Source organism: Pseudomonas sp. H3_D04 (assembly GCF_054669175.1).
In genome coordinates this window covers 5561475-5585488 of the sequence record NZ_CP162801.1, presented here as the reverse complement: position 1 = coordinate 5585488, position 24014 = coordinate 5561475, and the positions used below count along the sequence as shown (strand labels likewise).

The window sequence follows — 24014 nt, the reverse complement described above, 5'->3', positions numbered from 1 at the left end:
CAGGGGGACCGCGTCCGTCTGGACAACTCGGTCAACTGTAGGAGCGAGCCTGCTCGCGATGGCGTCCTGTCAGGCTACACCGGCTTGCGCCACACACTCGCCAACCAAGGCTGCTGCTCCCGCGGCAGCCCCGCCGGCCGGTAGTAATGCTCCAGCTCCACAAACCCCGCCTCAGTCAGTAATTGCTGCCACGCCGCAAGATCGTGGTAAGCCCCATAACGCGGCCCATTCCACCCTTCCTGATTCTCGCCGCGAGGATTGGAACTGAACAACACGCCACCTGGCTTCAACGCCCTGCGCAACTCCTTCAACACCCGAGGCAATTCCTGGCGCGGGATATGAAACAACACCGCATTGGCAAAAATCCCGTCGAAGCGTTCATCCGGCAGGTCCAGCTTCAGAAAGTCCTGCTGCCATACTTCGCATCCACTGTCCTCACGCGCCATCTGCGCAAACTTTTCCGAACCATCAAGCCCGACAGCCCTGTGGCCCATGCGCGTGAACGTCTGCAAATCCCGCCCCGGCCCACAGCCGAAATCGAGAATGTCGAACGGCGCCTCGCCCTGAATATGCCGCAGCAGGGCATCGATGTTCTGGCTGACATCATGATCGCGAGTCCCCTCGCGAAAACCTTCGGCCACCGAGTTGTAATGGTCCAGGGTGGTGGCGGTGATCTTCTGGAGGTCGTCGGGGGTTTGCTTCATGGTCGGCTGCGCAGGCAATGGGGATATGGCCGAATATACGCCATCAGACGTGGGGCTGCTTCGCAGCCATTCGCGGGCAAGCCTCGCTCCTACAGTTGATCGAGTTGTTTCGACAGACGCGTACTCCTGTAGGAGCGAGGCTTGCCCGCGAAGGCGATTTCACTGCCGACCGATGTCAGCCCTGCTTCATCCCCAAACAATCAATGGAGCGATCAACCATGGCTTTGGCAATCTCCAGCAAATGCCAAACGGAAAACACCATGGCTCGATCCGCCCCCTTGAGGTGATCGCCACACTGATACGCGGTGACTGAAGCGCAGCGCAGCAAGTCCGCAACATAGAGTTGGGTGTCTTCAAAGCTCACGTCTTCACTGACGTTGTAGAACCGCAGTTCATCGGGGGCCGAAGGCTGTTCTCCGGTGAGGTAGAAATCGATCGCACGATAAAGGGCGGAACGATCTCTGAGTGGATCGTCGGTGGGTTTGTCTTGGGTGGATGTTTCGAGAGGTGGATCGGGGACAGATCTTTTCATTGGCGTTGCTCCTATTGCTGCAGGGGAGCCGACACCTTCGCCTACTAAGCGGTGGGTGGCAGCTGTACGCAGGTAGTAGGCCGGTCAATAGGAAAACCGGTGCACCCGAGAGTGCCCCACGTACAGCCACCATTTTCTGCACGCGGCAAGCAACACCGGGCATGAGCATGGAACCGCCATACGCCTATTGTTCCGGGCTACTAAACCCGATCACTGATGAGCAGTGACGGACCGAGACTAGCCACCGAATTTGGCAGGCGCAAGCGAGCGGAATGATCTAGGAAATGTCCTGCAAATGAAAGGGACCAGGCCTGTAGGCACACTGATTTTCCTGTGGGAAATGTTCCCCCTGTTGCGAGGGAAATTGCCCGTGTCGAGGACACTTTTGTGGCGAGGGAGCTTGCTCCCGCTGGGCTGCGAAGCAGCCCCCAGCCATTCAATAAGGTGTGTCAGATAAACCCGGTCTAAAGATCTTGCGATTGCTGCGCAATCGAGCGGGAGCAAGCTCCCTCGCCACAAAAGCGCTACAACCTTGACCGTGTTCAGCGCTTGTTGAGCCCCCGAGCCAAGCGATCCCCACCCAGCTGGATGATCGCCACCAATACCACCAGCAACACAATCACCGTCAGCATGATCTGGCTGTCAAACCGCTGATACCCATACCGATACGCAATGTCCCCCAACCCCCCCGCACCAATGGCCCCGGCCATGGCCGACGAGTTGATCATGGTCACCAACGTGATGGTGAAACCACCGACAATCCCCGGCAGCGCCTCGGGCAACAGCACATGCCAGACGATGTGCCAGCGCCGGCAACCCATCGCTTGGGCCGCTTCGATCAAACCGTGATCCACCTCGCGCAAACTGACTTCGGCTATGCGCGCAAAGAACGGCGTGGCCGCAATCGTCAGCGGCACCACCGCGGCCCAGACCCCGTAAGTGGTGCCGACGATCAACCGGGTGAACGGAATCAGCGCCACCATCAGAATCAGAAACGGAATCGAGCGGAACAGGTTCACGAAGGCGCCCAGTGCACGGTTCAGCGCCGGTGCTTCGTAGATGCCGCCTTTGGTGCTGGTGACCAGGATGACCGCCAGCGGAATCCCCGCCAGCAGCGCAATCAGCGACGACACGCCCACCATCAGAAACGTGTCGATGAAGCCTTGCAACAAACGATCAAACCACATAACCGAGCACCTCCACCTGTTGCGCCCAGTGGCCGGCGCGCTGACGCAGTTGCTCGGCGCCCAAGGACGATCCCGTCACCGTCAGCAGCAATTGCCCCAGCGCATGGCCCTGAATGCGTTCCACGCCACCTTGCAGCAACCTCACGCGACCGCCGAGGGCGCTGAACAGCGCTGCCAGATCCGGTTCGTCTGTGGCGCTGCCGGTGAAGCGCAAACGCAACACAACCGCCGCGTCCGAGGACTGAGGTTGTGGACGCAAACCGCTTTGCAGTTCTTCCGGCAGCGCGTGTTGCAGCGGCGCGAGCAAGGTCTTGCTGACTTCATGCTGCGGGTCGCCAAAGACTTTCCAGACCGGCCCTTGCTCGACGACTTTTCCGTGTTCCAGCACCACCACCCGATCACAGATATCGCGGATCACCGCCATCTCGTGGGTGATCAGTACGATGGTCAAACCCAGCCGCTGATTGATCTCGCGCAGCAGGCCGAGGATCGATTGCGTGGTCTCCGGGTCCAGTGCCGATGTGGCTTCGTCACACAGCAGGATCTCCGGGTCATGCACCAACGCGCGGGCGATGCCGACACGCTGTTTCTGTCCGCCGGACAGCTGCGCCGGATAGGCCTTGTGCTTGCCTTGCAGGCCGACCAACTCCAGCAGTTCGCGGACTTTCTGTTCGCGTTTTTCCTTGGGTACACCAGCGACTTTCAGTGGCAATTCGACGTTCTGCCAAACGGTCTTGGCCGACATCAGATTGAAGTGCTGGAAGATCATGCCGATCCGTCGGCGCAGCGCGACCAGGCGGTCTTCATCGAACTCGCCGATGTCCACTTGATCGATCAGCACCCGGCCGCTGCTCGGTTGTTCGAGACGGTTGATGGTGCGGATCAGCGACGACTTGCCAGCGCCGCTGCGACCGATGATGCCGAACACTTCACTGCGCTGGATCGCCAGGTCGATGCCGTGCAACGCCGCCACTGGACCCTGCTGGCCGGTGTAGGTTTTGCCCAGGCCGATGAAGCGCACATGAGCGCGGTTCAGGTCCGGGTGCAGTTCGGTCTGTTCGGCTTTATGTGGCTCTGGAATCTCCAGTCGCCGTTGGATCGCGGCCGTCATCCTCAGCTTTCCCAGCCGGCTTGATAGAGCTTGCCGTGGGCTTTATCCAAGGCTGCACGAACAGCCGGCGAGTGCTGGTAGATATCGACAAACTTGATCAGGCGCGGATCGGTTTTGCTCTTGGGCTGGATCACGAACTGGATCACGTATTCCTTGTGATCAAGACCGTCGAACAGCAAGGCCGAACCGGCATCGAAGGTCTTCGACAGCCGGATATACGCCGGGTAGCCCTGCACCAGATCGGCATCGTCATAGGCGCGCACCAGCTGTACCGCTTCAACCTGGAGGATTTTGATGTTCTTCGGGTTGGCGATGATGTCTTCTTCGGTGGCCTTGTAGCCGACACCCGGCTTGAGGGTAATCAGGCCAGCCTTGGCCAGCAGTTGCAGGCCGCGACCGCTGTTGATCGGGTCGTTGGCGATGGCGACGCTGGCGCCTTGCGGCAGTTCATCGAAGCTTTTGTATTTTTTCGAGTAGAGGCCGACGTTGTTGATGATCCCCGGCGCGAATGGCACCAGGTCAAAACCGGCGGCAGCCTTGGCGTTTTCCAGGAACGGGACGTGCTGGAAATAGTTCACGTCGATGTCGCCGGCCGCGAGGCTGACGTTGGGGGCGATCCAGTCGCTGAACTCCACGAGGTCGACTTGCAGGCCTTGTTTTTTGGCTTCCTCGACGGCGGCTTCCAGCGGGATGGCGAAGGCGGCGGTGGTGCCGACTTTCAGCGGCGCGTCGGCGGCGAAGGTGACAGAGCTGAAGAGGCCGAGGGCCAGGGCCAGTGCTTTGACTGGGTGGGAGAGGCAGGTCTTTTTCATGATGGGGTTTCCAGTCAGTGCATAAATTTTGGGTGTTTGGGCGGGCCTCTTCGCGGGCAAGCCTCGCTCCTACAGGTTCAGCGCCGTACCGGACACTTGTGATCGACCAATACCTGTAGGAGCGAGGCTTGCCCGCGAAGCTTTTAGCGCCGAAACGCCGAGCCCGTATGTTGCTCAGGCAAATGCGCTTCGCCGTGAAACAGCTTTTCCCGCAGGCTGCCGTTGTCATAAGCCGTTTTGTACGACCCACGCCGCTGCAGCTCCGGAATCACTAGCTCAATGAAATCCACATAGCTTTCCGGCGTGACAATCCGTGTCAGGTTGAAGCCATCCAGCCCGGTCTCGGCGATCCACGATTCCAGTTCGTCCGCCACTTGCTCAGGCGAACCCACCACCGTGATGTAGCGGCCGCCGAGGGCGTGTTGCTCGAGCAATTTGCGCCGGGTCCAGTCGTTGTTTTGCAGGTTTTTGGTCGCCGACTGGATCGCATTGCTCTTCACGTACTGGATCGGCTCGTCGATCTCGTAGTCGGAGAAGTCGATGCCGGTCGACGCCGAAAAATGCGCCACGCCGGCCTCCGCGCTGGCATAACTCAGGTATTCGGCGTGCTTGGCCCAGGCCAGCTCCTCGGTGGCGCCGACAATCACGTTCAAGCCCATGAACACCTTGATGTCTTCGGGATTGCGCCCGGCTTCAACCGCGCTGGCGCGAACCTTATCCACCTGAACCTTGGTCGACGGTTTGTTCTGCCCGCTGATGAACACGCACTCGGCATGACGCCCGGCGAACAGCAAACCGCGATCGGAACTGCCGGCCTGGAACAACACCGGCGTGCGCTGCGGCGATGGCTCGCAGAGGTGATAACCCTCGACCTGATAGAACTCACCCTTGTGTTCGACCTTGTGCACTTTTTCCGGTTGGGCGTAGATCCGCTGTTGCGGGTCATTCAACACCGCTCCGTTTTCCCAGCTGCCTTCCCAGAGTTTGTAGAGCACTTCGAGGTATTCATCGGCCTGGTCGTAACGGCGGTCGTGTTCGACCTGTTCGCTGAGGCCCATGGCCTTGGCGGCGCTGTCGAGGTAACCGGTGACGATGTTCCAGCCGACCCGGCCGCGACTCAGGTGATCGAGCGTCGACAGGCGGCGGGCGAACAGGTACGGCGGTTCGTAAGTCAGGTTGGCGGTGAGGCCGAAACCGAGGTTTTTCGTCACCGCCGCCATGGCTGAAACCAGCAGCAGTGGGTCGTTGACTGGCAGCTGGATCGATTCTTTCAGAGGCACGTCCACGGAGTTCTGGTAGACGTCGTACACGCCGACGATATCGGCGATGAACAGACCGTCGAACAAGCCGCGTTCCAGCAACTGCGCCAGTTCGGTCCAGTATTCAATCGTTTTGTACTGGGTGGAGGTGTCCCGTGGATGCGTCCACAAGCCGTGGTTGATGTGCCCGATGCAGTTCATGTTGAACGCGTTGAGCAGGATCTTCTTTCTCGCCTCGGCCATCAGATGGTCCCTCGCAACGGAGGGTTTTCATCGTTGAGGTAGTAGTTGCCGACGGCGTGATACTTCCAGCGCACCGGGTCGTGCAGGGTATGCACCCGCGCGTTGCGCCAGTGGCGATCGAGGCCGTGTTCGATCAGCGTTGCCTGGCTGCCGGCCAGTTCAAACAACGTGCTGCCGGCGGCGAGGGAAATGTCGGTGCTGATGGCGCGGGCTTCGGCAACGGCAATCGAGGCCGCAGCGACGGTCTCGGCGTTGGTGTTGGCCTGGGCTTTGTCGAGGAATTCGCCGGAGCGTTCCAGCAAGGCTTCGGCGGCGTGCAGGCGAATGCTCAGGTGGCCGAAACTCTTGAGGGTGAGCGGGTCGTCAGTGGCTTTTTCATGGGTGGCGTCGATCCACGGTCGGGTTTTGGTGCGCACGAAGTGCAGGGCATCTTCATAGGCGGCGCGGGCGATGCCGGTGTCGATGGCGGCGTGAAGAATCTGTGCCAGCGGGCCAACGGTGGTCGGGCGCTCGAACGCACTTTGAAACGGGATGACGTCTTCGGTGGCGACGTAGACGTCTTCGAACACCACCGAACCGCTGCCGGTGGTGCGCTGGCCGAAACCGCTCCAGTCGTCGATGACGGTCAGGCCTTTGCTGTTGTGGGGGACGAACGCCAGTTGCTGCACGCCGTTTTCATCCACCACCGACGTCGGAATGCGTTGCGCATAGATCGCGCCGGTCGCGTAGAACTTGCGCCCGTTGATGCGATAACCGTCAGCGTCGCGGGTCAGGCTGGTGACGCGGTCATGGGCGGTTTTGGTGCCCAGTTCCGCCAAGGCATTGCCGAAACGCTGGCCGGCGAGCACTTCGGCGTACAGGCGTTTTTTCTGCTCTTCGCTGCCGTTCACGCGCAGCACTTCGAGGGCGTAGAAATGGTTCTGCGGGATCTGTCCGAGCGAGCCGTCAGCCTGGGCAATCAGCGCGATGACCTTGGCCAGGGTCACGTTGGAAACCCCGGCGCCGCCGTATTCCTTGGGCACGCTGATGCCCCAAAGACCCGAGCGGGAAAACACTTCCAGCTCCGGGTGCGGCAAACGGCGTTCGCGGTCGCGCAGGGCGCTGTCGCGTTTGAAATCTTCGGCCAGATCGGTAGCGACGATCAGGGCTTGCTCATCGCTGGTTATGACCGCGACGTGGTGAGAATGAGTCATGTGTTTCTCCAGAGATCTGGTCGTTAAATCCAGGAGTGGCGAGCGGGCAGCGTGCCGTTCAGGTGATAGCTGCCGATGGCGTGGTATTTCCAGCGCACCGGGTCGTGCAGCGTGTGCACGCGGGCGTTGCGCCAGTGGCGGTCGAGGTTGAATTCGGCGAGGGTCGCGCGGCTGCCGGCCAGTTCGAAGAGCTTTTCGCTGGCGAGCAGCGAGATCTCGGTGGTCAGCACTTTTGCTTCAGCGACGGCAATGGACGCGCGCGCGGCGGACTCGGCAGTGAGTGGCGCGGCGCTGACCTCATCGAGTACTTGTCCGGCCTTGCGCAGCAGTGCCTCGGCGGCGTGCAGTTCAATTTTCAACTTGCCGATATCGGCGATGACGTAGAGGTCGTCGCTGGCCCGCTCGACCTTGGCGTCGATCCACGGACGGGCACGGGTTTTCACGAACTCGATGGCGTCGTCGATGGCACCGCGAGCGATACCGGCGTCAATGGCCGCTTGAATCAGTTGCGACACGGCACCCTGGATGTTCGGGCTGTCGTTGATCTTCCAGTTGTCTACCACCAGCTCGGCGTCGACCCGCACGTTGTTGAGCAAAATGGTGCCGCTGGCGGTGGTGCGCTGACCGAAGCCTGACCAGTCATCCACAATGCGCAGGCCCGGTGTGCCGCGACGGACGAAGGCCAACACTTGCTTGCCGTCGTCGTTCAGCGCCTTGACCGCCACCCAATGGGCGAACAGTGCGCCGGTGGAGTAAAACTTCTGCCCGCTGATGACAAAACCATCCCCGTCAGCGGTGATTCGTGCTTTGAGTTCCAGGGTGTTTTTGGTGCCGCGCTCCGGCCCGGCATTGCCGATGCGCCAGCCTTCGAGCACGCTTTTGAACAGCTGTTTTTTTTGCGCCTCGGTGGCGCTGCCGAATACCAGGTGCAGGATGCCGAACTGGTTCTGCGGGATCTGTCCCAGTGCCGGGTCCGCCGCAGAAATGATCGCGAAAACCTCGGCCAGGGTGACGAACGAAACCTGCGGGCCACCGTACTCGCGCGCAATGGAAATGCTGCCCAGGCCGCTGCGGGTGAACTGTTCGATTTGCGACCATGGCAATTTGCGCTGCCGGTCACGTTTGGCCGCTTGCAGGCGGGCGACTTGCGCCAGCTCATGGGCGGCCTTGATGGCTTGTGCGTCGTTGCGCAGGACCTGCGCGGGCAACAACTGGGGGGCGATGTCCAGATCACTCTGAACGATTGCATCTGCCAGACTGGACATCAGTGCCGCTCCTTGGCTGCACGCAATGCCCTGGCGATCTGCACTGGGTTGATTGTGTTCCGGACCATACCTACCTCACATCTCATGGAGTCGCCGCGAGGGTTGCGGCGAACGAAAATCAAGAATGTCCGGTGGTCCGGTGCATATACCCTAAACATGTATAAAAAATTAATAAACTAACTTTTAGTAATATGCATAGAAGGGTGTTGCTTCCCCTGTAGGAGCGAGGCTTGCCCGCGAAGGCGGAGTGTCGGGGACCTTTGATGTTGGCTGACGCACAGCCTTCGCGGGCAAGCCTCGCTCCTACAGGGACGGCGGTGTTTTTACTTTTTGCGCGTTTCGGCGGCTTTCAATTGCTCTTTGAACGGCACTTTCAGATAGGGATTGTTGCAACCGATCTTGAGCCAGCGCGGTGGTGCCCAGCCGGAGTTGTTGCCCACGCGATCGAGGATGCAGTAAGTCACCTCCAGCCGAAGGTCTTCGCCGGCTTCGAGAATGATCGCCGGCGGCACCCAGACCTGAACCGGCTGGCCCACCTCGTCGGCCTTGAGCTGCGGCAGGTCCATGCGCACATCACCCCAGCGCAGGGTGATTTCATCGTCGACGGCCATGTTCAGGTAAGGCTCGATGGTCAACGGCACGCCCCGCTTGATCTGGTTCGGATTGACCCCCTGACGGCGAATGGTTTCGGGGATGCCCACTGGCGCCAGGTGCTCGTTTTCGTGGCCGCACAGCGTGAGTGGCTGACCGCCCGGGCAATCGAGCTTGATCTGTACCCGTGTGGCGAGCGACAGCGCCGGCCCCTGTCCGACTTGCATGACGCGGTAGTGAATGCAGGAGGAGCCATTGGCAATGAAGCTTTGCGGCACACGCAGACTGACGACTTCGCCGACATCGTCGGCCATGAGGACGCGGGAGGCGACGTAGCAGTTGTCCCAGAACAGTTCGATCAGGTCGCCTTCGTCCATGCCGGGGTAGGGCGCCACATCGATCAGCAGATGGGCCGCCGAAGTGACATTGATGCCAGTCTTGTGGGATTGCGCCAGGGTAGGGGCCGCAAGTCCGGATTTATTCGAGGTGCTTGTCATGGGTTTCTCCTTGACGCCTTGCAGCGAAGTCCGTTTCTGAAAAAATCAAAAGGCGTGTATTACCGAGCAACAAAGTTGTTCACTATTTGCAAGTTTCAATAATGGTTTTTAACGATGGTTGACGCCTGCTGGGGACTAGATAAGAGTGCGCCTGAATAGGTGTCAATAGAACTGGCTAGTTAAGTAGGGTATTCAGTGCTATTCAGAAAAATCCTACGCCTTGAAGTTAATATGCCGCACCGCTCTGTCGAATTTCGCCGCGTATTTATTGATTTTCGGGCGTGGGTGGCGGCGACGGTGTGCTCATTGATGGCACTGGATCTGGCGGATTTTAGGCGCGTTGAATCTGTTGCAGAACATATATATGTACCGCATGCAGTTGTAAAAATTTATCTATTGTTCGAATGAACGAGAAGAGAGAATCGAGCGATGTGGGTGGCGGGATAAGTTGTCACTTCCATCCATGGAAGTTGACAAATAGTGAAGCGATATTAATGGTTGGTGTTATTCAGGAACTTGCTGAGAAACTGCTTCGTCCGTTCTTCTTTCGGGTTGGCAAACAACGCCTTGGCTTCGCCTTGCTCGACGATCACACCCTTGTCGAAAAACACCACACGGTTGGCCACGTCCCGGGCAAAGCCCATTTCGTGGGTAACGATCACCATGGTGCGCTTCTCTTCGGCCAGGCTGCGGATGGTCGCCAGCACTTCACCCACCAGCTCTGGATCAAGCGCTGAGGTGGGTTCATCGAACAGGATCACTTCCGGCTCCATCGCCAGTGCACGGGCAATCGCCACACGCTGCTGCTGACCACCGGAAAGGCGTCGCGGGTAAGCGTCTTCCTTGCCCGCCAGGCCAACCCTGGCCAACAGCTTTTTACCCAGGGCAACGGCGTCGGCGTGCGGGATCTTCTTCACGATGATCGGGCCTTCGATGACGTTTTCCAGGGCGGTGCGATGGGGGAACAGGTTGAAGTTCTGGAACACGAATCCGACGTGCTGACGCAAGCGCCGCACCAGGTTCTGCTGCTGGTTCAACGGGCGGCTGCCATCGATCTCGATGTCACCGACCTTGATCCGGCCGCTGGTGGGTTCTTCCAGAAAATTCAGGCATCGCAGGAAGGTGGTTTTACCCGAGCCACTAGGCCCGATGATCGCGACGACCTCACCTTCCTTCACTTCCAGATCGATGCCGTTGAGCACCACTTGACCCTTGAACTGCTTTGTCAGTTTTTCCACGACAATCATTGGGTCAGGACTCCTGGTCGTGCCGATTGACCCGCTCTTCCAACTTGTTCTGCAGGTGCGAGAGCACCGTGGCCAGAATCCAGTAGATCAGCGCGGCGGCAAGGTACATGGTGAACACTTCGAAGGTGCGTGCTGTGATCAGCTGCGCCTGGCGGAACAGTTCCGGCACCTGGATGGTGGCGGCCAGCGCGGTGTCCTTGACCAGCGAAATGAAGCTGTTGCCCAGCGGCGGTAATGCGGTGCGCATCGCTTGCGGGATAATGGCCCGGCGAAGGGTTTGCGCACGGGTCATGCCGATGCTGGCGGCAGCTTCCCACTGACCGCGCTCGATGGAGCTGATCGCGGAGCGCAGGATTTCACAGGCGTAAGCGGCCATGTTCAGCGAGAAGCCGATCAGGGCCGCCGGCAGCGGATCGAGTTCCATGCCCAATTGCGGCAAGCCGTAATAGATCACGAACAGTTGCACCAGCAACGGCGTGCCGCGAAAGAACGACACGTAGATGCGGGCGATCCAGCTGACCAGCTTGAAGCGCGACAGGCGCATCAGTGCCAGGCCGAAGCCCAGCATGAGGCCGAAGAACATCCCGCCCAGGCTCAAGATGACCGTGTAGTAGGCCCCCTTGAGCAGGAAAGGCAGGGAGTCCAGTGCGAGTTGAAAAGCTTCTTCCATTATTGAGTGACGTCAGCGCTGAAGTATTTTTCCGAAAGCTTTTTCAGCGTACCGTCGGCACGCAGCTTGTCGATGGCTTTGTTCACCGCAGCCAGCAACTCAGGCTCGCCTTTGCGCAGGGCAATACCGGCTTCCTGGCGGGAGAACGCTTCGCCGGCGGCGGTGGTGTCCTTGGCTTTTTTGGCGTATTCCAGGGCGGCCAGACGGTCGATCAGAATGGCGTCGATGCGGCCGACGCGCAGGTCCTGGAACTTGGTCGGATCATCGTCATAGGTCTTGATGATGGCTTTTGGCTGATTGTCTTTGAGCCACTGCTCGTAGTTGGTGCCCAGGCCTACGCCGACTTTCTTGCCGGCCAGATCGGCGGCAGACTTGATGTTCAGCTCCGCGGCCTTCTTGGTCAGCACCAGCGCCTGAATCCCGGAAACGGTGTACGGCTCGGAGAAGTCATACTTCTTCTTGCGCTCTTCGGAGATGGTCACCTGGTTGATCACTGCGTCCAGACGTTTGGATTCCAGCGCCGCGAGGATGCCGTCCCATTTGGTCGGTTGCAGTTTGACCTTCACGCCCAGTTCTTTGGCCAGGGCTTCGGAGAACTCGACTTCGAAACCGGCCAGTTTGCCGTCGGCGTCAACGAAGCTGAACGGTGGGTAAGTGCCTTCCAGACCGACGTTGATCACGCCCGCGTCCTTGATTTTTTGCAGCTGCTCACCGGCAACCGCCTGCCCCAGCAGACCGGCGCTCAGCGCCAGGCCCAGCGAACCGACCAGCAGATTTCGACGTAGTGCGGAAAAATTCATGACAAGCCCCTGTGTTTTCTTATGAAGACGCTTTTAGGAATGTTGGCAAAATCGGGATTTGGACGACTGCAATATCCTGCCCTAAAGCAGCGTATGCGTCTCGCTGCAAATTCGCCTGCGGCGTGACTATATGATGGCGCTTTTAGATAGGAAAATAATAAATATCGTGTTTGTTATTCTTTTATTTCATATGAGATGCACGCGATTCCCTGTGGCGAGGGAGCTTGGTCCCTCGCCACAGGAGTACTTCAACTGGTCAGCGAGTCCTTGTAGGCAAACAACGCTGGTGCCCCGCCGGTATGCAGGAAAATGATCGGGCCATCGTTGAACCGTTGACGACCGATGCCATCCAGCAACCCGGCCATGGCTTTACCGGTGTAAACCGGGTCCAGCAGCAACCCTTCCTGACTCGCCACCAGCTTCACCGCCGCCAGCGTCCCGGCATTCGGCTCGCCATACCGCGGGCCAAAATATTCGTCCCACAGTTCGATCTTGAAACTCTCCGGCAGGCTCACGCCCAGCAACTCGGCAGTGCGCTCGGCCAGGCCCTGGACTTTCGGGCGCTGATCTTCATCGCTACGGGACACCGTGACACCAATCACTGGCAAATCCGGCAGTACTTCACTCAGTGCCAGCGCCAGACCACTGTGGGTCCCGGCACTGCCCGAGGCCAGGACCACGGCGGCGAATTGCAGGCCGGTGTCCTTGATCTGTGCGGCCAGTTCCAGCCCGGCGCGCACATAACCCAAAGCGCCCAGCGCATTGGAGCCACCAATTGGCACCAGATACGGTTTCTTGCCGTTATTGCGTAAACGGTCGGCCAAGGCTTGCAGTTGCTCGTCGGCATTGTCGAGGTTTTCCACCAGCTCGACCTTGGCATCGAACAGGTCGAGCAGCAGCCGATTGCCGTTGCCCAGGTAGTTGGCGTCGTCGGTGCCCAATGGATTTTCCAGCAGCGCGACGCAGCCCAGACCAAGCTTGGCCGCAATGGCGGCAGTCTGGCGCACGTGGTTGGACTGAAGCGCACCCGCGGTGATCAACGTGTCGGCGCCCTGGGCCAAGGCATCGGCCGCCAGGTATTCGAGTTTGCGCAGCTTGTTGCCGCCCATGGCCAGCGGTGTCAGGTCATCGCGTTTGACGTACAGATCACGGCCGAGCCAGGTCGACAGCCGTTCGAGTTTTTCAAGCGCGGTAGGGTGGCCGAGGAGGTCGAGGCGGTTAAAGCGGGCAAGCTGTTGTTTGATCATGGGTCCGTACTGGCCAAGGAAGATGTCAGGACTATAGGCACGGCTATATGCATGGGCAACCGTCAATCGCTTATAGCCAAAAGAACTGAACACAGCACAATTGGTTCTTAATTCGGCCTCCAGACCTTGCCGTAAAGTAATCGCCGACAACGCGGCCAGACACTCCGGCCGCCCGTGAGGAGTTTTTACCGTGAGCGAGCGTTCCAGCCATTGGCAATTGCAGACCATCGTCAGTCAACTGCGTACTGCGCGGGACCAGTGGCGCGCACAAAACGGCCGAGTCAGCGGCGAGCAGGGCGGTCGCGAATTGCCTTCCCGGGCCGCCATGGCGGAGATACTGGAAGCGCTGTGCGGTGCCTTGTTTCCGATGCGTCTGGGACCGGTGGATTTGCGTGAGGAGAGTGAAGACTTCTACGTCGGGCACACGCTGGACGTCGCGTTGAACGCGTTGCTCGCGCAGGCACGACTCGAACTGCGTTACGCCGCTCGTCACAGCGCCGAAGCTGACACCGAAGTGGAGGCCAAGACTATTGCGATCATTCAGGATTTCGCCCTCGCGTTGCCGGGGCTGCGCAGCTTGCTGGACACCGATGTGCTGGCGGCCTATCACGGTGACCCGGCAGCTCGCAGCGTCGATGAAGTGCTGTTGTGCTATCCCGGGATTCTGGCGGTGATCCACCATCGCCTGGCGCACCATTTGTACCGCTCGGGGTTGCCGCTGCTGGCGCGGATCAGCGCAGAAATCGCCCACTCGGCCACCGGTATCGACATCCATCCTGGGGCACAGATCGGTCGCAGCTTCTTTATTGATCACGGGACGGGTGTCGTGATCGGCGAGACGGCGATCATTGGTGAACGCGTGCGGATTTATCAAGCCGTGACGTTGGGCGCCAAGCGCTTCCCGTCGGATGAGGACGGCCAGTTGCAAAAGGGCCATCCGCGGCATCCGATCGTTGAGGATGATGTGGTGATCTATGCCGGCGCGACGATTCTGGGGCGGATCACCATTGGCAAGGGCTCGACCATTGGCGGCAACGTCTGGCTGACCCGTAGCGTACCGCCGGGGTGCAACCTGACGCAGGCGAATTTGCAGCATGATGACGGGACGCAGAAGTAAGCTTCGAAATTTCAGCTGATTGCACCGGCCTCATCGCGAGCAGGCTCGCTCCCACAGTGGATAGGTGTTGGACCACAGATTTTTGAACGACACATTTCCCTGTGGGAGCGAGCCTGCTCGCGAATGGATTTCAAGGCGCACGGTAATCATGGCATTTAGCTAATTTCCCGCTGAACGAATCCCCCCAATCCCACGTCATACCCATCCTTGAGCTAGCGTACAGAACGTACCGCCGAGCCCTGCGATTAGTCCTTAGCACCCTATTCATGTTTAACTTGAACGCTCATTCAAGTTAAACCGCCGGTTTGCTGCCCGTTCACAACAGGAGGCTTGCCTTGCCGAGTCCGTTATTGATTGCCCTGTTTCACCCCCTTGAGGTGCACCTTTCATGAGTGCATCGTCCCTCCCTCCAAGCGGCCAGGTCCGCATGAATCCGCCGGTGTTTTATTTCGCGGCGACCTTCATTCTGCTGTTCGGCATCGTCGTCATTGCCATGCCTGAACAGGCCGGCGCCTGGCTGCTGGAAGCGCAAAACTGGGCGGCCAATACGGTCGGCTGGTATTACATGCTCGCGATGACGCTGTATCTGGTCTTCGTGGTGGTCACCGCCTTGTCTGGTTACGGCAAGATCAAGCTCGGTGCCGACCACGACGAGCCCGAATTCAGTTACCTGTCCTGGGCCGGCATGCTGTTCGCCGCCGGGATCAGCATCACGCTGTTCTTCTTTTGCGTGTCCGAACCGCTCACTCACCTGGCCCAACCACCGCAAGGCGAGGCCGGCACGGCGGATGCGGCGCGTCAGGCGATGCAGATTCTGTTTCTGCACTGGGGCCTGCACGGCTGGGGCGTGTTCGCCTTTGTCGGCATGGCGCTGGCCTACTTCGCCTACCGCCACAACCTGCCGCTGGCCTTGCGTTCGGCGCTCTATCCGCTGATTGGCAAGCGCATCAACGGCCCGATCGGTTACGCCGTGGACGGCTTCGGCATCATCGCCACGGTGTTCGGCCTCGGCGCCGACATGGGCTTTGGCGTGTTGCACCTCAACTCGGGCCTGGACTACCTGTTCGGCATCGCTCACACCCAGTGGATTCAGGTCGGCCTGATCACGTTGATGATGGGCGCGGCGATCATCGTCGCGGTGTCCGGCGTCGATAAAGGCGTGCGGGTGATGTCCGACATCAACATGCTGCTGGCCTGTGCGCTGTTGCTGTTCGTGTTGTTCGCCGGTCCTACGCAGCACTTGCTCAACACCCTGATCCAGAACATCGGCGACTACCTCGGCGCGTTGCCGATGAAGAGTTTCGACCTGTACGCCTACGACAAACCCAGCGACTGGCTGGGCGGCTGGACCGTGTTCTATTGGGCCTGGTGGATTGCGTGGTCGCCGTTCGTGGGCCTGTTCATCGCCCGGATCTCCCGTGGCCGTACCATTCGCGAATTCGTCTTCGGCGTGTTGCTGATTCCGCTCGGTTTCACCCTGGCGTGGATGTCGATCTTCGGCAACAGCGCCATCGACCAGGTCCTGAACCACGGCATGACCGCACTCGGCATGTCGGCCGTCGACAATCCGTCGATGACCCTCTACCTGCTGCTGGAAACCTACCCGTGGAGCAAAACCGTCATCGCGGTGACGGTGTTCATCAGCTTCGTGTTCTTCGTCACCTCGGCCGACTCCGGCACCGTGGTGCTGTCGACGCTCTCCGCCAAGGGCGGCAACCCGGATGAAGACGGGCCGAAATGGCTGCGGGTGTTCTGGGGCGCGATGACCGCGCTGGTGACCAGTGCGTTGCTGTTCTCCGGCAGCATCGATGCGCTGAAGTCAGCGGTGGTGCTGACGTCGTTGCCGTTCTCGATGATCTTGCTGCTGATGATGTGGGGGCTGCACAAGGCGTTCTATCTGGAGTCGCAGAAGCAGATCGCGCAGCTGCATTCCCTGGCGCCGGTGTCCGGCTCGCGGCGGGGCGGTTGGCGTCAGCGTTTGACCCAGGCCGTGCATTTCCCGTCCCGCGATGAGGTCTATCGCTTCCTCGACACCACGGTGCGCCCGGCGATCGAAGAAGTGAGCGCCGTGTTCGTCGAGAAAGGATTGAACGTGGTCACTCAGCCCGACCCGGCCAACGACAACGTCAGCCTGGAAATCGGACACGGCGAAGAGCATCCGTTTATCTATCAGGTGCAGATGCGTGGCTACTTCACGCCATCGTTTGCCCGTGGTGGCATGGGTTCCAAGGAACTCAACAACCGCCGTTATTACCGGGCCGAAGTGCATTTGAGCGAGGGCAGCCAGGACTACGATCTGGTGGGTTACACCAAGGAGCAGATCATCAACGACATCCTTGATCAGTACGAACGGCATTTGCAGTTCTTGCACTTGGTGCGTTGAACGTAGTGGCGGTGCTGTTCACGTTTCGGTGGTCAACACCATGAACAGCACCAGCGCCGCCACCGGTACACCGAACACGGCGCTGCCAACGACCAGTTCCGTGCTCAACGGCTGGCCGGCATTGACCATGCCGACCGCGCCGTTGATCAGTGTCAGGGCCAGCCACAGGACCACAAAACTGTAGGCCAGGGTCTCGCGGCTGAAGCCGATTTTCTCGCCGATGAACAGCATCAGCGCCAGCAGGATCAGGCCGAAGGTGATGATGATCGTGGTGTGCATGATGCATTCCGTCCTTTAGATGTGTGCTGCCCTCAAGACCGCCTTCGCGGGCAAGCCTCGCGCCTACAGATTGCGCGCAACCCCTGTAGGCGCGAGGCTTGCCCGCGAAGGCGTCTGGCCTGCCTGCAAACCAGCTTAAACCAATCCACCATTCACCCGCAGAATCTGCCCATTGACCCAAGCCGAATCCGGCCCGACCAGAAACGACACCACACGAGCAATGTCCTCCGGCTGACCGAGACGCTCCAGCGGAGGCATCTTGGCGAAGGTCTGGATCTGCTCTTCGCTCTTGCCGTGCAAAAACAATTCGGTCGCTACCGGCCCGGGGGCGACTGCGTTGACGGTGATGTTGCGCCCGCGCATTTCTTTGGCGAATACCTGGGTCAGGGATTCCACGGCCGCTTTGCTGGCGATGTACACCGCGTAGCCTGGCAGGTTCATGCCAACGGTGCTGCTGGAGAAATTGACGATCCTCCCGCCGTCATTCAAACGGGTGGCCGCTTCGCGCAAGGTGTTGAAGGTGCCGCGCGCGTGGATGTTGAAGGTCTGGTCGAACAGTTCGTCGGAGTGTTGCGCCAGCGCCATCACTTTGAGAATGCCGGCGTTGTTGATCAACACATCGACCTTGCCCAGTTGCGTTTCTGTCTCGTCGAACATCCGGCGTACGTCGTCGGCATTGGCCACATCGGCCTTGATCGCTATGGCTTGATGGCCGGCCTGACGCAACTCCACCACCCGTTTTGAGGCTTCGATGGCGCTGCTGGCGTAGTTGATGGCGACGGCGAACCCTTCGCTGGCCAGTTGTCTGGCGATCACGGCACCGATGCCACGGGAGGCGCCGGTCACGAGGGCAACTTTCGAAGTTTGAGTAGTCATGGTGAACCTTTGAAGGTGTTTGTTGGGGTGAAGCCAGATTCACATGTTTACCGAAGTCGATAAATGCACGAGAGTTGCCTTGACTGTTCAATAATCGCCAACAATCGAGGAGCAGGAGCCGAGCGTGGATCAAGTCAAAGCAATGAAGGTTTTCGTGCGGATCTACGAGCGCAGCAGCTTCACGCTGGCCGCCGAGGACCTGAATCTGCCGCGGGCGACGCTGACCCATACGCTGAATCAGTTTGAAGCGTGGCTCGGTACGCGCTTGTTGGAACGCAGCACCCGCAGGGTGCGTCCGACGCTGGACGGCGAGGCCTACTATCAGCGTTGTGTGCACTTGCTGGCGGAACTGGAAGAAGCCGAACTGGCGTTTCGCGGTTGCGCACCCAAAGGCCGCTTGCGCGTTGACTTGCATGGCACCCTGGCCAGGCATTTTGTGATCCCGGCATTGCCACAATTCATGGAGCGTTACCCGGACATCGAGTTGTCCATCAGCGAAGCCGACCGTTTTGTCGACCTGATCGCTGAAGGCGTCGACTGCGTGCTGCGCGCCGGCACCTTGAGTGATTCGGCGCTGATCGGAAAACGTATCGCCAGCCTGCGCCAGATCACCTGCGCCAGCCCCGCCTACCTGCGTCAATACGGTGAACCGAAAAGCCTTGAAGACCTGAAACACCATCGCGCGGTGAACTACGTCTCGCGCACCACCGCCAAGTTGTTCCCCTTCGAATTCATGGTCGATGGCGAGCTGAAAGAAGTCGCTATCGAAGGCGCGGTTTCAGTGTTCGGCGCGGAAATCTACGCGGCGTCGGCAATTGCCGGGCTCGGCCTGATCCAGTGTCCGCATTACCGAATGGAGGCGCAGATTTCCCAAGGCCTGGTGCAAGAAGTCCTCATCGACACGCCGCCACCGTCAATGCCGGTTTCGGTGCTGTACCCCCACAACCGACACATGTCGCCACGGGTTCGGGTGTTTGTGGATTGGTTGGGGGAGCTGTTTACGGGCGCTGTTTGACCTTGCTGTTCTTGATCGTTCCCACGCTCCGCGTCGGAACGATCATCTGTGAAACGTTTCAGCTTTTTCTCGAGTCCGAGGTTTATCGGCGTTTGTCTGGGCGTATGCTGGGCAACTTGCGAAGCAGTCGATACCAACTTCAAGACAGACAAGAGAGGATTCGATGACTTACACCGCTGCCGAAAACCGCTACGACTCTATCCCTTACCGCCGCGTAGGCCGCAGCGGTCTGGTGCTGCCGGCGCTGTCCCTGGGGCTGTGGCACAACTTCGGTGACAGCACGCCGATCGACACTCAGCGCTCGCTGTTGCGCACCGCCTTCGACCTGGGCATCAACCACTTCGACCTGGCCAATAACTATGGCCCGCCGTATGGCAGCGCCGAGATCAACTTCGGTCGTTTGCTGCGTGAAGACTTCAAGCAGTACCGCGACGAGTTGATTATTTCGAGCAAGGCCGGCTGGGACATGTGGCCCGGCCCTTATGGCCAGGGCGGCGGTTCGCGTAAATACGTGCTGGCCAGCCTCGACCAGAGCCTGCAACGCCTGGGCCTGGACTACGTGGACATCTTCTATTCCCATCGCTTCGACCCGGACACGCCGCTGGAAGAAACCGCCAGTGCGTTGGCCACCGCCGTGCAGCAGGGCAAGGCGCTGTACATCGGCATCTCGTCCTATTCCGGGGTGAAAACCCGTGAGATGGCGGCGCTGCTGAAAGAGTGGAAAGTACCGTTGCTGATTCACCAACCAGCCTACAACCTGCTTAATCGCTGGGTTGAAAAGGATCTGCTGGACGTCACCGACGAACTCGGCACTGGCGTGATTGCGTTCACGCCGTTGGCGCAGGGCTTGTTGACCGACAAGTACCTCAATGGCATTCCGAAGGATGCGCGGGTCAATCGCCCGGGCGGTGGTTCTTTGCAGGAATCTCATCTGTCCGAAGCCAACATCGCCCACGTGCGCGGGCTCAACGAAATCGCCAAGCGTCGCGGTCAGAGCCTGGCGCAACTGGCGTTGGCATGGACGCTGCGCGATCCGCGCGTGACCTCGGCACTGATCGGTGCGAGCCGGCCGGAGCAGATTATCGAGAACGTCGGAGCGTTGAAGAATTTGAGTTTCAGCGCGGAAGAACTGGCGGAAATTGACCGGTTTGCCCAGGAAGGCGGGATCAATCTTTGGGAGAAACCTTCGACGGCTGAATAAGTGTTCGGCACGGGGGCTTGCTGCGCCTGTTCCTGCCTCTTCGCGAGCAGGCTCGCTCCCACAGTGGATTTGTGTCAGGCACAGACCCTGTGGGAGCGAGCCTGCTCGCGATGGGGCCAGAACAGGCAGTAAAGAACTCAGGGCTCACCGAAAGAAAGGCACATCCCCCAACACAGTCGCCCGCTGCATCACCCGCCGCGCCGGTCGGTAATCATCCACGGCGTAATGCTGTGTCACGCGGTTATCCCAGAACGCCACGTCATCTTTTTGCCAACGCCAGCGAATGGTGAATTCCGGCCGCGTCGCATGAGCAAACAACAGCTTCAAAATCGCTTCACTCTCGGTGTCCGACAGCTCATTGATCTTCGACGTGAAGCCTTCATTGACGAACAACGCCCGGCGCCCGCTCACCGGGTGTGTGCGGATCACTGGGTGCGACAGCGGTGGATTTTTGCGGCGTGCTTCTTCCCACTGGGCCAACGCTTGCGGCGTGTTGCCATATCGCTCCAGCGGGAACGAGCGGGTGAAATCGTGTGTGGCCGTCAGGCCTTCGAGCAAGCTTTTCATCGGCGCGGACAACGCTTCATACGCCGCGATGCCACTGGCCCACAACGTGTCGCCGCCAAACTCCGGCAACAGCTTGGCACTCAGCACCGCTCCCATGGCCGGGGTCGGCAGAAAGGTCACGTCGGTGTGCCAGATCGCGTTGTCGCGCACGTCGGTGACGGCGGTGTCGAGGATCAGCACTTCGGGCTGTTCCGGCACGTTCGGGTAGATCGGATGGATGTGCAGGTCGCCAAAATTCGCAGCGAATCGCGCCTGCTGTTGCGGCGTGATCGGCTGGTCGCGGAAGAACAGCACTTGATGCTTGAGCAGCGCTTGCTCGATGGCGTCGCGCTGTTCCTGATTCAGTGGCTGGCTGACGTCGATGCCGATGATTTGGGCGCCGAGGGCCGAGCTGAGGGGGACGATGGTCAGGTTGCTCATGGTGATTCTCTTTAATCCGGGGTGCCGAGCTTTTGTAGGAGTGAGCCTGCTCGCGATAGCGGAGAGTCAGGCGACAGGGTGGTGGCTGATACACCGCCATCGCGAGCAGGCTCGCTCCCACATTAAGATCCCAAAAAACTCAGTGGGCCTGGCCGTGCCACGGCACCAGTTTGCGTTGCAGGGCGCGCAGGCCCATTTCCATGGCAAACGCGATCAAGGCAATCACCAGAATTCCCAGCACCACCACATCGGTGACCAGGAATTGCGCGGCCGACTGCACCATAAAACCCAAACCGCTGGTGGCGGCGATCAATTCGGCGGCAACCAGCGTCGACCAACCCACACCGAGGCCGATGCGCACGCCAGTCAAAATATCCGGCAAGGCGCTCGGCAGAATCACATGGCGAATCAATTGCGCCCGGGTCGCACCCAGCGACTGCGCGGCGCGCAGTTTGGCCGGGTCAACCGTGCGCACGCCAGTTGCAGTGGCGATGGCAATCGGGGCGAAAATCGCCAGGTAGATCAGCAAGACTTTCGACAGCTCACCGATGCCGCACCAGATCACGATCAGCGGCAGGTAAGCCAGCGGTGGAATCGGCCGGTAGAATTCGATCAACGGATCGAGCACGCCGCGGGCGATGCGGTTATGGCCGATGGCGATGCCGATGGGCACGGCGGTCAGCACCGCGAAACCAAGGCCCAGACCGATACGGCTGAGACTGGCCCCCAAGTGCTGCCACAACGTTGAATCCATGTAGCCGCTGGTCACCAGCAGCCAGCCCTTTTGCAGCACGGCGGACGGTGGTGGCAGGAACAGCGGTTCGATCATCCCTGTGGCGGTGACGGCCCACCAAATGACAACCAGCGCCACCAGCGTCAGCACGCTGATCCACCGAGTGCTGAGGCTGCGACGTGACGGGATGTCCGTGGAACCCGGTTTAACCGCGACGGCGGGAATTTGATAGCTGCTCATGCGCGCTCCTGCCGCTGGGCGGTGCTGCGTTGGGAGAACACTTTGGCGAGTACGTGTTCGCGAGTTTCGATGAAGCGCGGGTCGGACTTGATCGAGCGAGCGGACTCACCGGCCGCATACCGCTGACCGAAATCCAGGCTCAGGCGCTCGACGATTTGTCCCGGATCAGGCGCCAGCAGAATCAGGTCCGTGGCGAGGAACACCGCTTCTTCGATGTCGTGGGTAATCAGGAAAACCGGTTTGGCGGTGCGCTGCCAGACTTGCAGCAGCAGCTCCTGCATCTGTTCGCGGGTGAAGGCGTCGAGGGCGCCGAAGGGTTCGTCCATCAGCAAAACGCGCGGGTCGGCGGCCAGCGCGCGGGCCAGGCCGACACGTTGCTTCTGGCCACCCGAGAGCTGCCAGATCCTGCGATGTTCGAAACCGGAAAGGTCCACCAGTGCGAGCATTTTCTGAGCGCGCAGTTCACGTTTTTCCCGCGCAATGCCGGCCAGTTCCAAGCCGAAACCGACGTTGGCCAACACGTCCTGCCAAGGCAGCAGGGCGTCGTCCTGGAACACCACGCCGCGTTCGGCGCCCGGGCCTTTGACCGGCACGCCGTCAAGGGTGATGCGCCCGGCGCTGGGTTCGACGAAACCGGCAATCAGGTTCAACAGCGAGGTCTTGCCACTGCCGGACGGGCCGAGGGCCACCAGCAACTGCTGGGGGCCCAGGCTCAGGGAAATATCCGCCAGTACCGGTTCGGCGGCGCCGGGGTACTGTGCGCTGATGCGCTCCAGCTGTAGCAAAGCCATCGCAGTTAACTCCCGATCAGTTGGTGATGTACTTGGCGCTGACGTAAGGGGCGTAGTCCGGCAGCACGGCCTCGACCTTGCCTTGTTCCTTGAGGAAGGCGGCGGTGTCGGTAATGGCCTTGGTGGTCGGTGCGCCGAGGGTGATCACTTGGTCAGCCGCCAGCGGGAAGACGTTGCCTTGCAGCAACAACGGAATGTCGCTGGCCTTGGCGCCCGACAGTTTGACAAGCTTGTCCACGTTGCTTTGATTGGCCAGCCAGGCTTTCGGGTCTTTGCGGTAATCGGCGTAGGCGTCGAGGGTCACTTTGGCGAACGCAGTGACGATTTCCGGGTGCTTCTCGGCGAAGTCCTTACGCACGATCCAGGCATCGAAAGTCGGAGCGCCGAACTTGGCCAGTTCGCCGGAGGTAATCAGCACTTTGCCGTTTTCCTTGGCGACACCGAGGGCTGGGTCCCACACGTAAGTGGCGTCGATATCACCGCGTTTCCACGCAGCGATGATGGCGGGCGGAGCGAGGTTGAGCACGGTGACCTTCGACGGATCGATGTTCCAGTGCTTGAGCGCCGCCAGCAGGCTGTAGTGGCCGGTGGAAACGAACGGCACGGCGATTTTTTTGCCGATCAGGTCTTGCGGAGTCTTGATCCCGGAGCCGTCGCGGGCGACCAGGGCTTCAGCTGCGCCGATCTGGGTGGCAATGAGGAAGGTTTCTACCGGGACTTTGCGGGTGATGGCCGCCGTCAGGGGGCTGGAACCGAGGTAGCCGATCTGCACGTCGCCGGAAGCGATGGCGGCGATGATGTCGGCGCCGTTGTCGAATTTGCGCCAGTCGATTTTGGCGTTGGTGGCTTTTTCGTAAGCGCCGTCGGCCTGGGCGACCTTCGCCGGGTCAACCGTGGTCTGGTAGGCGACGGTCACGTCAGCCGCCTGGGCAAACAAACTCGCAGCAGCCAGAGACGCGGCCACCAAGAGGCGAAGAGAGAAATTCAGTTTCATTGAGAAGCTCCTTGTCAGGCGACCGAGAGTCGGCGTGAAA

Annotated in this window: 23 protein-coding genes; 4 read left to right on the top strand and 19 right to left on the bottom strand. The window is 60.0% G+C overall.

Features of this window, described 5'->3' with window-relative positions; translation table 11 throughout:
- Nucleotides 1-74: 74 nt before the first annotated feature.
- The 13 genes from AB4N91_RS25720 to AB4N91_RS25660 all read right to left on the bottom strand — a co-directional run bounded on the left by AB4N91_RS25720 (nt 75) and on the right by AB4N91_RS25660 (nt 13358).
- Nucleotides 75-704 carry a class I SAM-dependent methyltransferase gene (locus AB4N91_RS25720; protein ID WP_083375296.1) on the bottom strand — a complete coding sequence of 210 codons (630 nt, stop codon included), beginning with the start codon at nt 702-704 and terminating at the stop codon, nt 75-77.
- Nucleotides 705-879: 175 nt separating this feature from the next.
- Nucleotides 880-1236, bottom strand: coding sequence for a DUF6124 family protein (locus AB4N91_RS25715; RefSeq protein WP_083375295.1), 357 nt, complete (start codon nt 1234-1236; stop codon nt 880-882).
- A gap of 542 nt (nt 1237-1778) precedes the next feature.
- Nucleotides 1779-2423, bottom strand: a complete 645-nt coding sequence (locus tag AB4N91_RS25710) for a methionine ABC transporter permease (protein ID WP_077747487.1) — start codon at nt 2421-2423, stop codon at nt 1779-1781.
- Nucleotides 2413-3534, bottom strand: coding sequence for a methionine ABC transporter ATP-binding protein (locus tag AB4N91_RS25705; RefSeq protein WP_460111878.1), 1122 nt, complete (start codon nt 3532-3534; stop codon nt 2413-2415). Before AB4N91_RS25705 ends, AB4N91_RS25710 begins: the two co-directional genes overlap by 11 nt.
- A 2-nt stretch (nt 3535-3536) precedes the next feature.
- The gene (locus AB4N91_RS25700; RefSeq protein ID WP_172792016.1) at nt 3537-4346 is read right to left on the bottom strand and encodes a MetQ/NlpA family ABC transporter substrate-binding protein; all 810 of its coding nucleotides are present in this window, start codon (nt 4344-4346) and stop codon (nt 3537-3539) included.
- Between the two features lie 143 nt (nt 4347-4489).
- Entirely contained in the window at nt 4490-5848 is a 1359-nt protein-coding gene (locus tag AB4N91_RS25695; RefSeq protein ID WP_077747490.1) for an LLM class flavin-dependent oxidoreductase, read from the bottom strand.
- Nucleotides 5848-7041: an SfnB family sulfur acquisition oxidoreductase gene (locus AB4N91_RS25690; protein ID WP_172792018.1), complete on the bottom strand. Its 1194-nt coding sequence runs from the start codon at nt 7039-7041 to the stop codon at nt 5848-5850. Before AB4N91_RS25690 ends, AB4N91_RS25695 begins: the two co-directional genes overlap by 1 nt.
- 23 nt (nt 7042-7064) lie before the next feature.
- Nucleotides 7065-8306, bottom strand: coding sequence for an SfnB family sulfur acquisition oxidoreductase (locus tag AB4N91_RS25685; RefSeq protein ID WP_010464809.1), 1242 nt, complete (start codon nt 8304-8306; stop codon nt 7065-7067).
- Nucleotides 8307-8629: 323 nt separating this feature from the next.
- Nucleotides 8630-9394 (bottom strand): hypothetical protein, encoded by a 765-nt coding sequence (locus tag AB4N91_RS25680; RefSeq protein WP_102593417.1) that lies wholly within the window; start codon nt 9392-9394, stop codon nt 8630-8632.
- A 491-nt stretch (nt 9395-9885) separates the two neighbouring features.
- A complete protein-coding gene (gene tcyN / locus AB4N91_RS25675) occupies nt 9886-10641 on the bottom strand; it encodes an L-cystine ABC transporter ATP-binding protein TcyN (protein WP_154502563.1) in 756 nt (251 codons plus the stop codon).
- A 4-nt stretch (nt 10642-10645) separates the two neighbouring features.
- A complete protein-coding gene (gene tcyL / locus AB4N91_RS25670) occupies nt 10646-11311 on the bottom strand; it encodes a cystine ABC transporter permease (RefSeq protein WP_010464804.1) in 666 nt (221 codons plus the stop codon).
- A complete protein-coding gene (tcyJ, locus tag AB4N91_RS25665) occupies nt 11311-12111 on the bottom strand; it encodes a cystine ABC transporter substrate-binding protein (protein ID WP_010464802.1) in 801 nt (266 codons plus the stop codon). The genes tcyL and tcyJ overlap by 1 nt, the downstream gene beginning before the upstream one ends.
- Nucleotides 12112-12359: 248 nt before the next feature.
- Nucleotides 12360-13358 carry a D-cysteine desulfhydrase gene (locus tag AB4N91_RS25660; protein ID WP_200667460.1) on the bottom strand — a complete coding sequence of 333 codons (999 nt, stop codon included), beginning with the start codon at nt 13356-13358 and terminating at the stop codon, nt 12360-12362.
- Nucleotides 13359-13548: 190 nt separating this feature from the next.
- Between AB4N91_RS25660 and epsC the strand changes: the two genes are divergently transcribed.
- Complete coding sequence (gene epsC / locus AB4N91_RS25655; RefSeq protein ID WP_010464798.1) at nt 13549-14475, top strand: serine O-acetyltransferase EpsC; 927 nt, start codon at nt 13549-13551, stop codon at nt 14473-14475.
- Nucleotides 14476-14902: 427 nt separating this feature from the next.
- The gene (gene betT, locus AB4N91_RS25650) at nt 14903-16858 is read left to right on the top strand and encodes a choline transporter BetT (RefSeq protein ID WP_169857611.1); all 1956 of its coding nucleotides are present in this window, start codon (nt 14903-14905) and stop codon (nt 16856-16858) included.
- An 18-nt stretch (nt 16859-16876) separates the two neighbouring features.
- On the opposite strand, the gene AB4N91_RS25645 is transcribed toward betT, so the two are convergent.
- Together AB4N91_RS25645 and AB4N91_RS25640 are read right to left on the bottom strand one after the other, a co-directional pair.
- Nucleotides 16877-17137 (bottom strand): hypothetical protein, encoded by a 261-nt coding sequence (locus AB4N91_RS25645; RefSeq protein WP_010464795.1) that lies wholly within the window; start codon nt 17135-17137, stop codon nt 16877-16879.
- Nucleotides 17138-17272: 135 nt separating this feature from the next.
- Complete coding sequence (locus AB4N91_RS25640) at nt 17273-18013, bottom strand: SDR family oxidoreductase (RefSeq protein WP_077747494.1); 741 nt, start codon at nt 18011-18013, stop codon at nt 17273-17275.
- A gap of 124 nt (nt 18014-18137) precedes the next feature.
- On the opposite strand from AB4N91_RS25640, the gene AB4N91_RS25635 reads away from it, so the two are divergent.
- Together AB4N91_RS25635 and mgrA are read left to right on the top strand one after the other, a co-directional pair.
- A complete protein-coding gene (locus AB4N91_RS25635) occupies nt 18138-19028 on the top strand; it encodes a LysR family transcriptional regulator (RefSeq protein WP_077747495.1) in 891 nt (296 codons plus the stop codon).
- A 163-nt stretch (nt 19029-19191) separates the two neighbouring features.
- Nucleotides 19192-20229 carry an L-glyceraldehyde 3-phosphate reductase gene (mgrA, locus tag AB4N91_RS25630; RefSeq protein ID WP_102593420.1) on the top strand — a complete coding sequence of 346 codons (1038 nt, stop codon included), beginning with the start codon at nt 19192-19194 and terminating at the stop codon, nt 20227-20229.
- A gap of 144 nt (nt 20230-20373) precedes the next feature.
- On the opposite strand, the gene tauD is transcribed toward mgrA, so the two are convergent.
- The 4 genes from tauD to tauA all read right to left on the bottom strand — a co-directional run bounded on the left by tauD (nt 20374) and on the right by tauA (nt 23974).
- Nucleotides 20374-21216 (bottom strand): taurine dioxygenase, encoded by an 843-nt coding sequence (gene tauD / locus AB4N91_RS25625; protein WP_427701438.1) that lies wholly within the window; start codon nt 21214-21216, stop codon nt 20374-20376.
- Between the two features lie 139 nt (nt 21217-21355).
- Entirely contained in the window at nt 21356-22189 is an 834-nt protein-coding gene (gene tauC / locus AB4N91_RS25620) for a taurine ABC transporter permease TauC (protein WP_010464786.1), read from the bottom strand.
- Entirely contained in the window at nt 22186-22980 is a 795-nt protein-coding gene (gene tauB, locus AB4N91_RS25615; RefSeq protein WP_154502578.1) for a taurine ABC transporter ATP-binding subunit, read from the bottom strand. The genes tauC and tauB overlap by 4 nt, the downstream gene beginning before the upstream one ends.
- 16 nt (nt 22981-22996) lie before the next feature.
- A complete protein-coding gene (gene tauA / locus AB4N91_RS25610; protein ID WP_200667464.1) occupies nt 22997-23974 on the bottom strand; it encodes a taurine ABC transporter substrate-binding protein in 978 nt (325 codons plus the stop codon).
- Between the last annotated feature and the right edge of the window lie 40 nt (nt 23975-24014).

Coding starts and splice junctions, on each gene's coding strand:
- AB4N91_RS25660 (WP_200667460.1), bottom strand. CDS start 13,358: ATGATCAAACAACAGCTTGCCCGCTTTAACCGCCTCGACCTCCTCGGC.
- tcyN (WP_154502563.1), bottom strand. CDS start 10,641: ATGATTGTCGTGGAAAAACTGACAAAGCAGTTCAAGGGTCAAGTGGTG.
- AB4N91_RS25710 (WP_077747487.1), bottom strand. CDS start 2,423: ATGTGGTTTGATCGTTTGTTGCAAGGCTTCATCGACACGTTTCTGATG.
- AB4N91_RS25690 (WP_172792018.1), bottom strand. CDS start 7,041: ATGACTCATTCTCACCACGTCGCGGTCATAACCAGCGATGAGCAAGCC.
- tcyL (WP_010464804.1), bottom strand. CDS start 11,311: ATGGAAGAAGCTTTTCAACTCGCACTGGACTCCCTGCCTTTCCTGCTC.
- AB4N91_RS25680 (WP_102593417.1), bottom strand. CDS start 9,394: ATGACAAGCACCTCGAATAAATCCGGACTTGCGGCCCCTACCCTGGCG.
- AB4N91_RS25645 (WP_010464795.1), bottom strand. CDS start 17,137: ATGCACACCACGATCATCATCACCTTCGGCCTGATCCTGCTGGCGCTG.
- betT (WP_169857611.1), top strand. CDS start 14,903: ATGAATCCGCCGGTGTTTTATTTCGCGGCGACCTTCATTCTGCTGTTC.
- tauB (WP_154502578.1), bottom strand. CDS start 22,980: ATGGCTTTGCTACAGCTGGAGCGCATCAGCGCACAGTACCCCGGCGCC.
- tauC (WP_010464786.1), bottom strand. CDS start 22,189: ATGAGCAGCTATCAAATTCCCGCCGTCGCGGTTAAACCGGGTTCCACG.
- AB4N91_RS25705 (WP_460111878.1), bottom strand. CDS start 3,534: ATGACGGCCGCGATCCAACGGCGACTGGAGATTCCAGAGCCACATAAA.
- tauD (WP_427701438.1), bottom strand. CDS start 21,216: ATGAGCAACCTGACCATCGTCCCCCTCAGCTCGGCCCTCGGCGCCCAA.
- AB4N91_RS25700 (WP_172792016.1), bottom strand. CDS start 4,346: ATGAAAAAGACCTGCCTCTCCCACCCAGTCAAAGCACTGGCCCTGGCC.
- tcyJ (WP_010464802.1), bottom strand. CDS start 12,111: ATGAATTTTTCCGCACTACGTCGAAATCTGCTGGTCGGTTCGCTGGGC.
- mgrA (WP_102593420.1), top strand. CDS start 19,192: ATGACTTACACCGCTGCCGAAAACCGCTACGACTCTATCCCTTACCGC.
- AB4N91_RS25720 (WP_083375296.1), bottom strand. CDS start 704: ATGAAGCAAACCCCCGACGACCTCCAGAAGATCACCGCCACCACCCTG.
- AB4N91_RS25640 (WP_077747494.1), bottom strand. CDS start 18,013: ATGACTACTCAAACTTCGAAAGTTGCCCTCGTGACCGGCGCCTCCCGT.
- AB4N91_RS25715 (WP_083375295.1), bottom strand. CDS start 1,236: ATGAAAAGATCTGTCCCCGATCCACCTCTCGAAACATCCACCCAAGAC.
- AB4N91_RS25695 (WP_077747490.1), bottom strand. CDS start 5,848: ATGGCCGAGGCGAGAAAGAAGATCCTGCTCAACGCGTTCAACATGAAC.
- tauA (WP_200667464.1), bottom strand. CDS start 23,974: ATGAAACTGAATTTCTCTCTTCGCCTCTTGGTGGCCGCGTCTCTGGCT.
- AB4N91_RS25685 (WP_010464809.1), bottom strand. CDS start 8,306: ATGTCCAGTCTGGCAGATGCAATCGTTCAGAGTGATCTGGACATCGCC.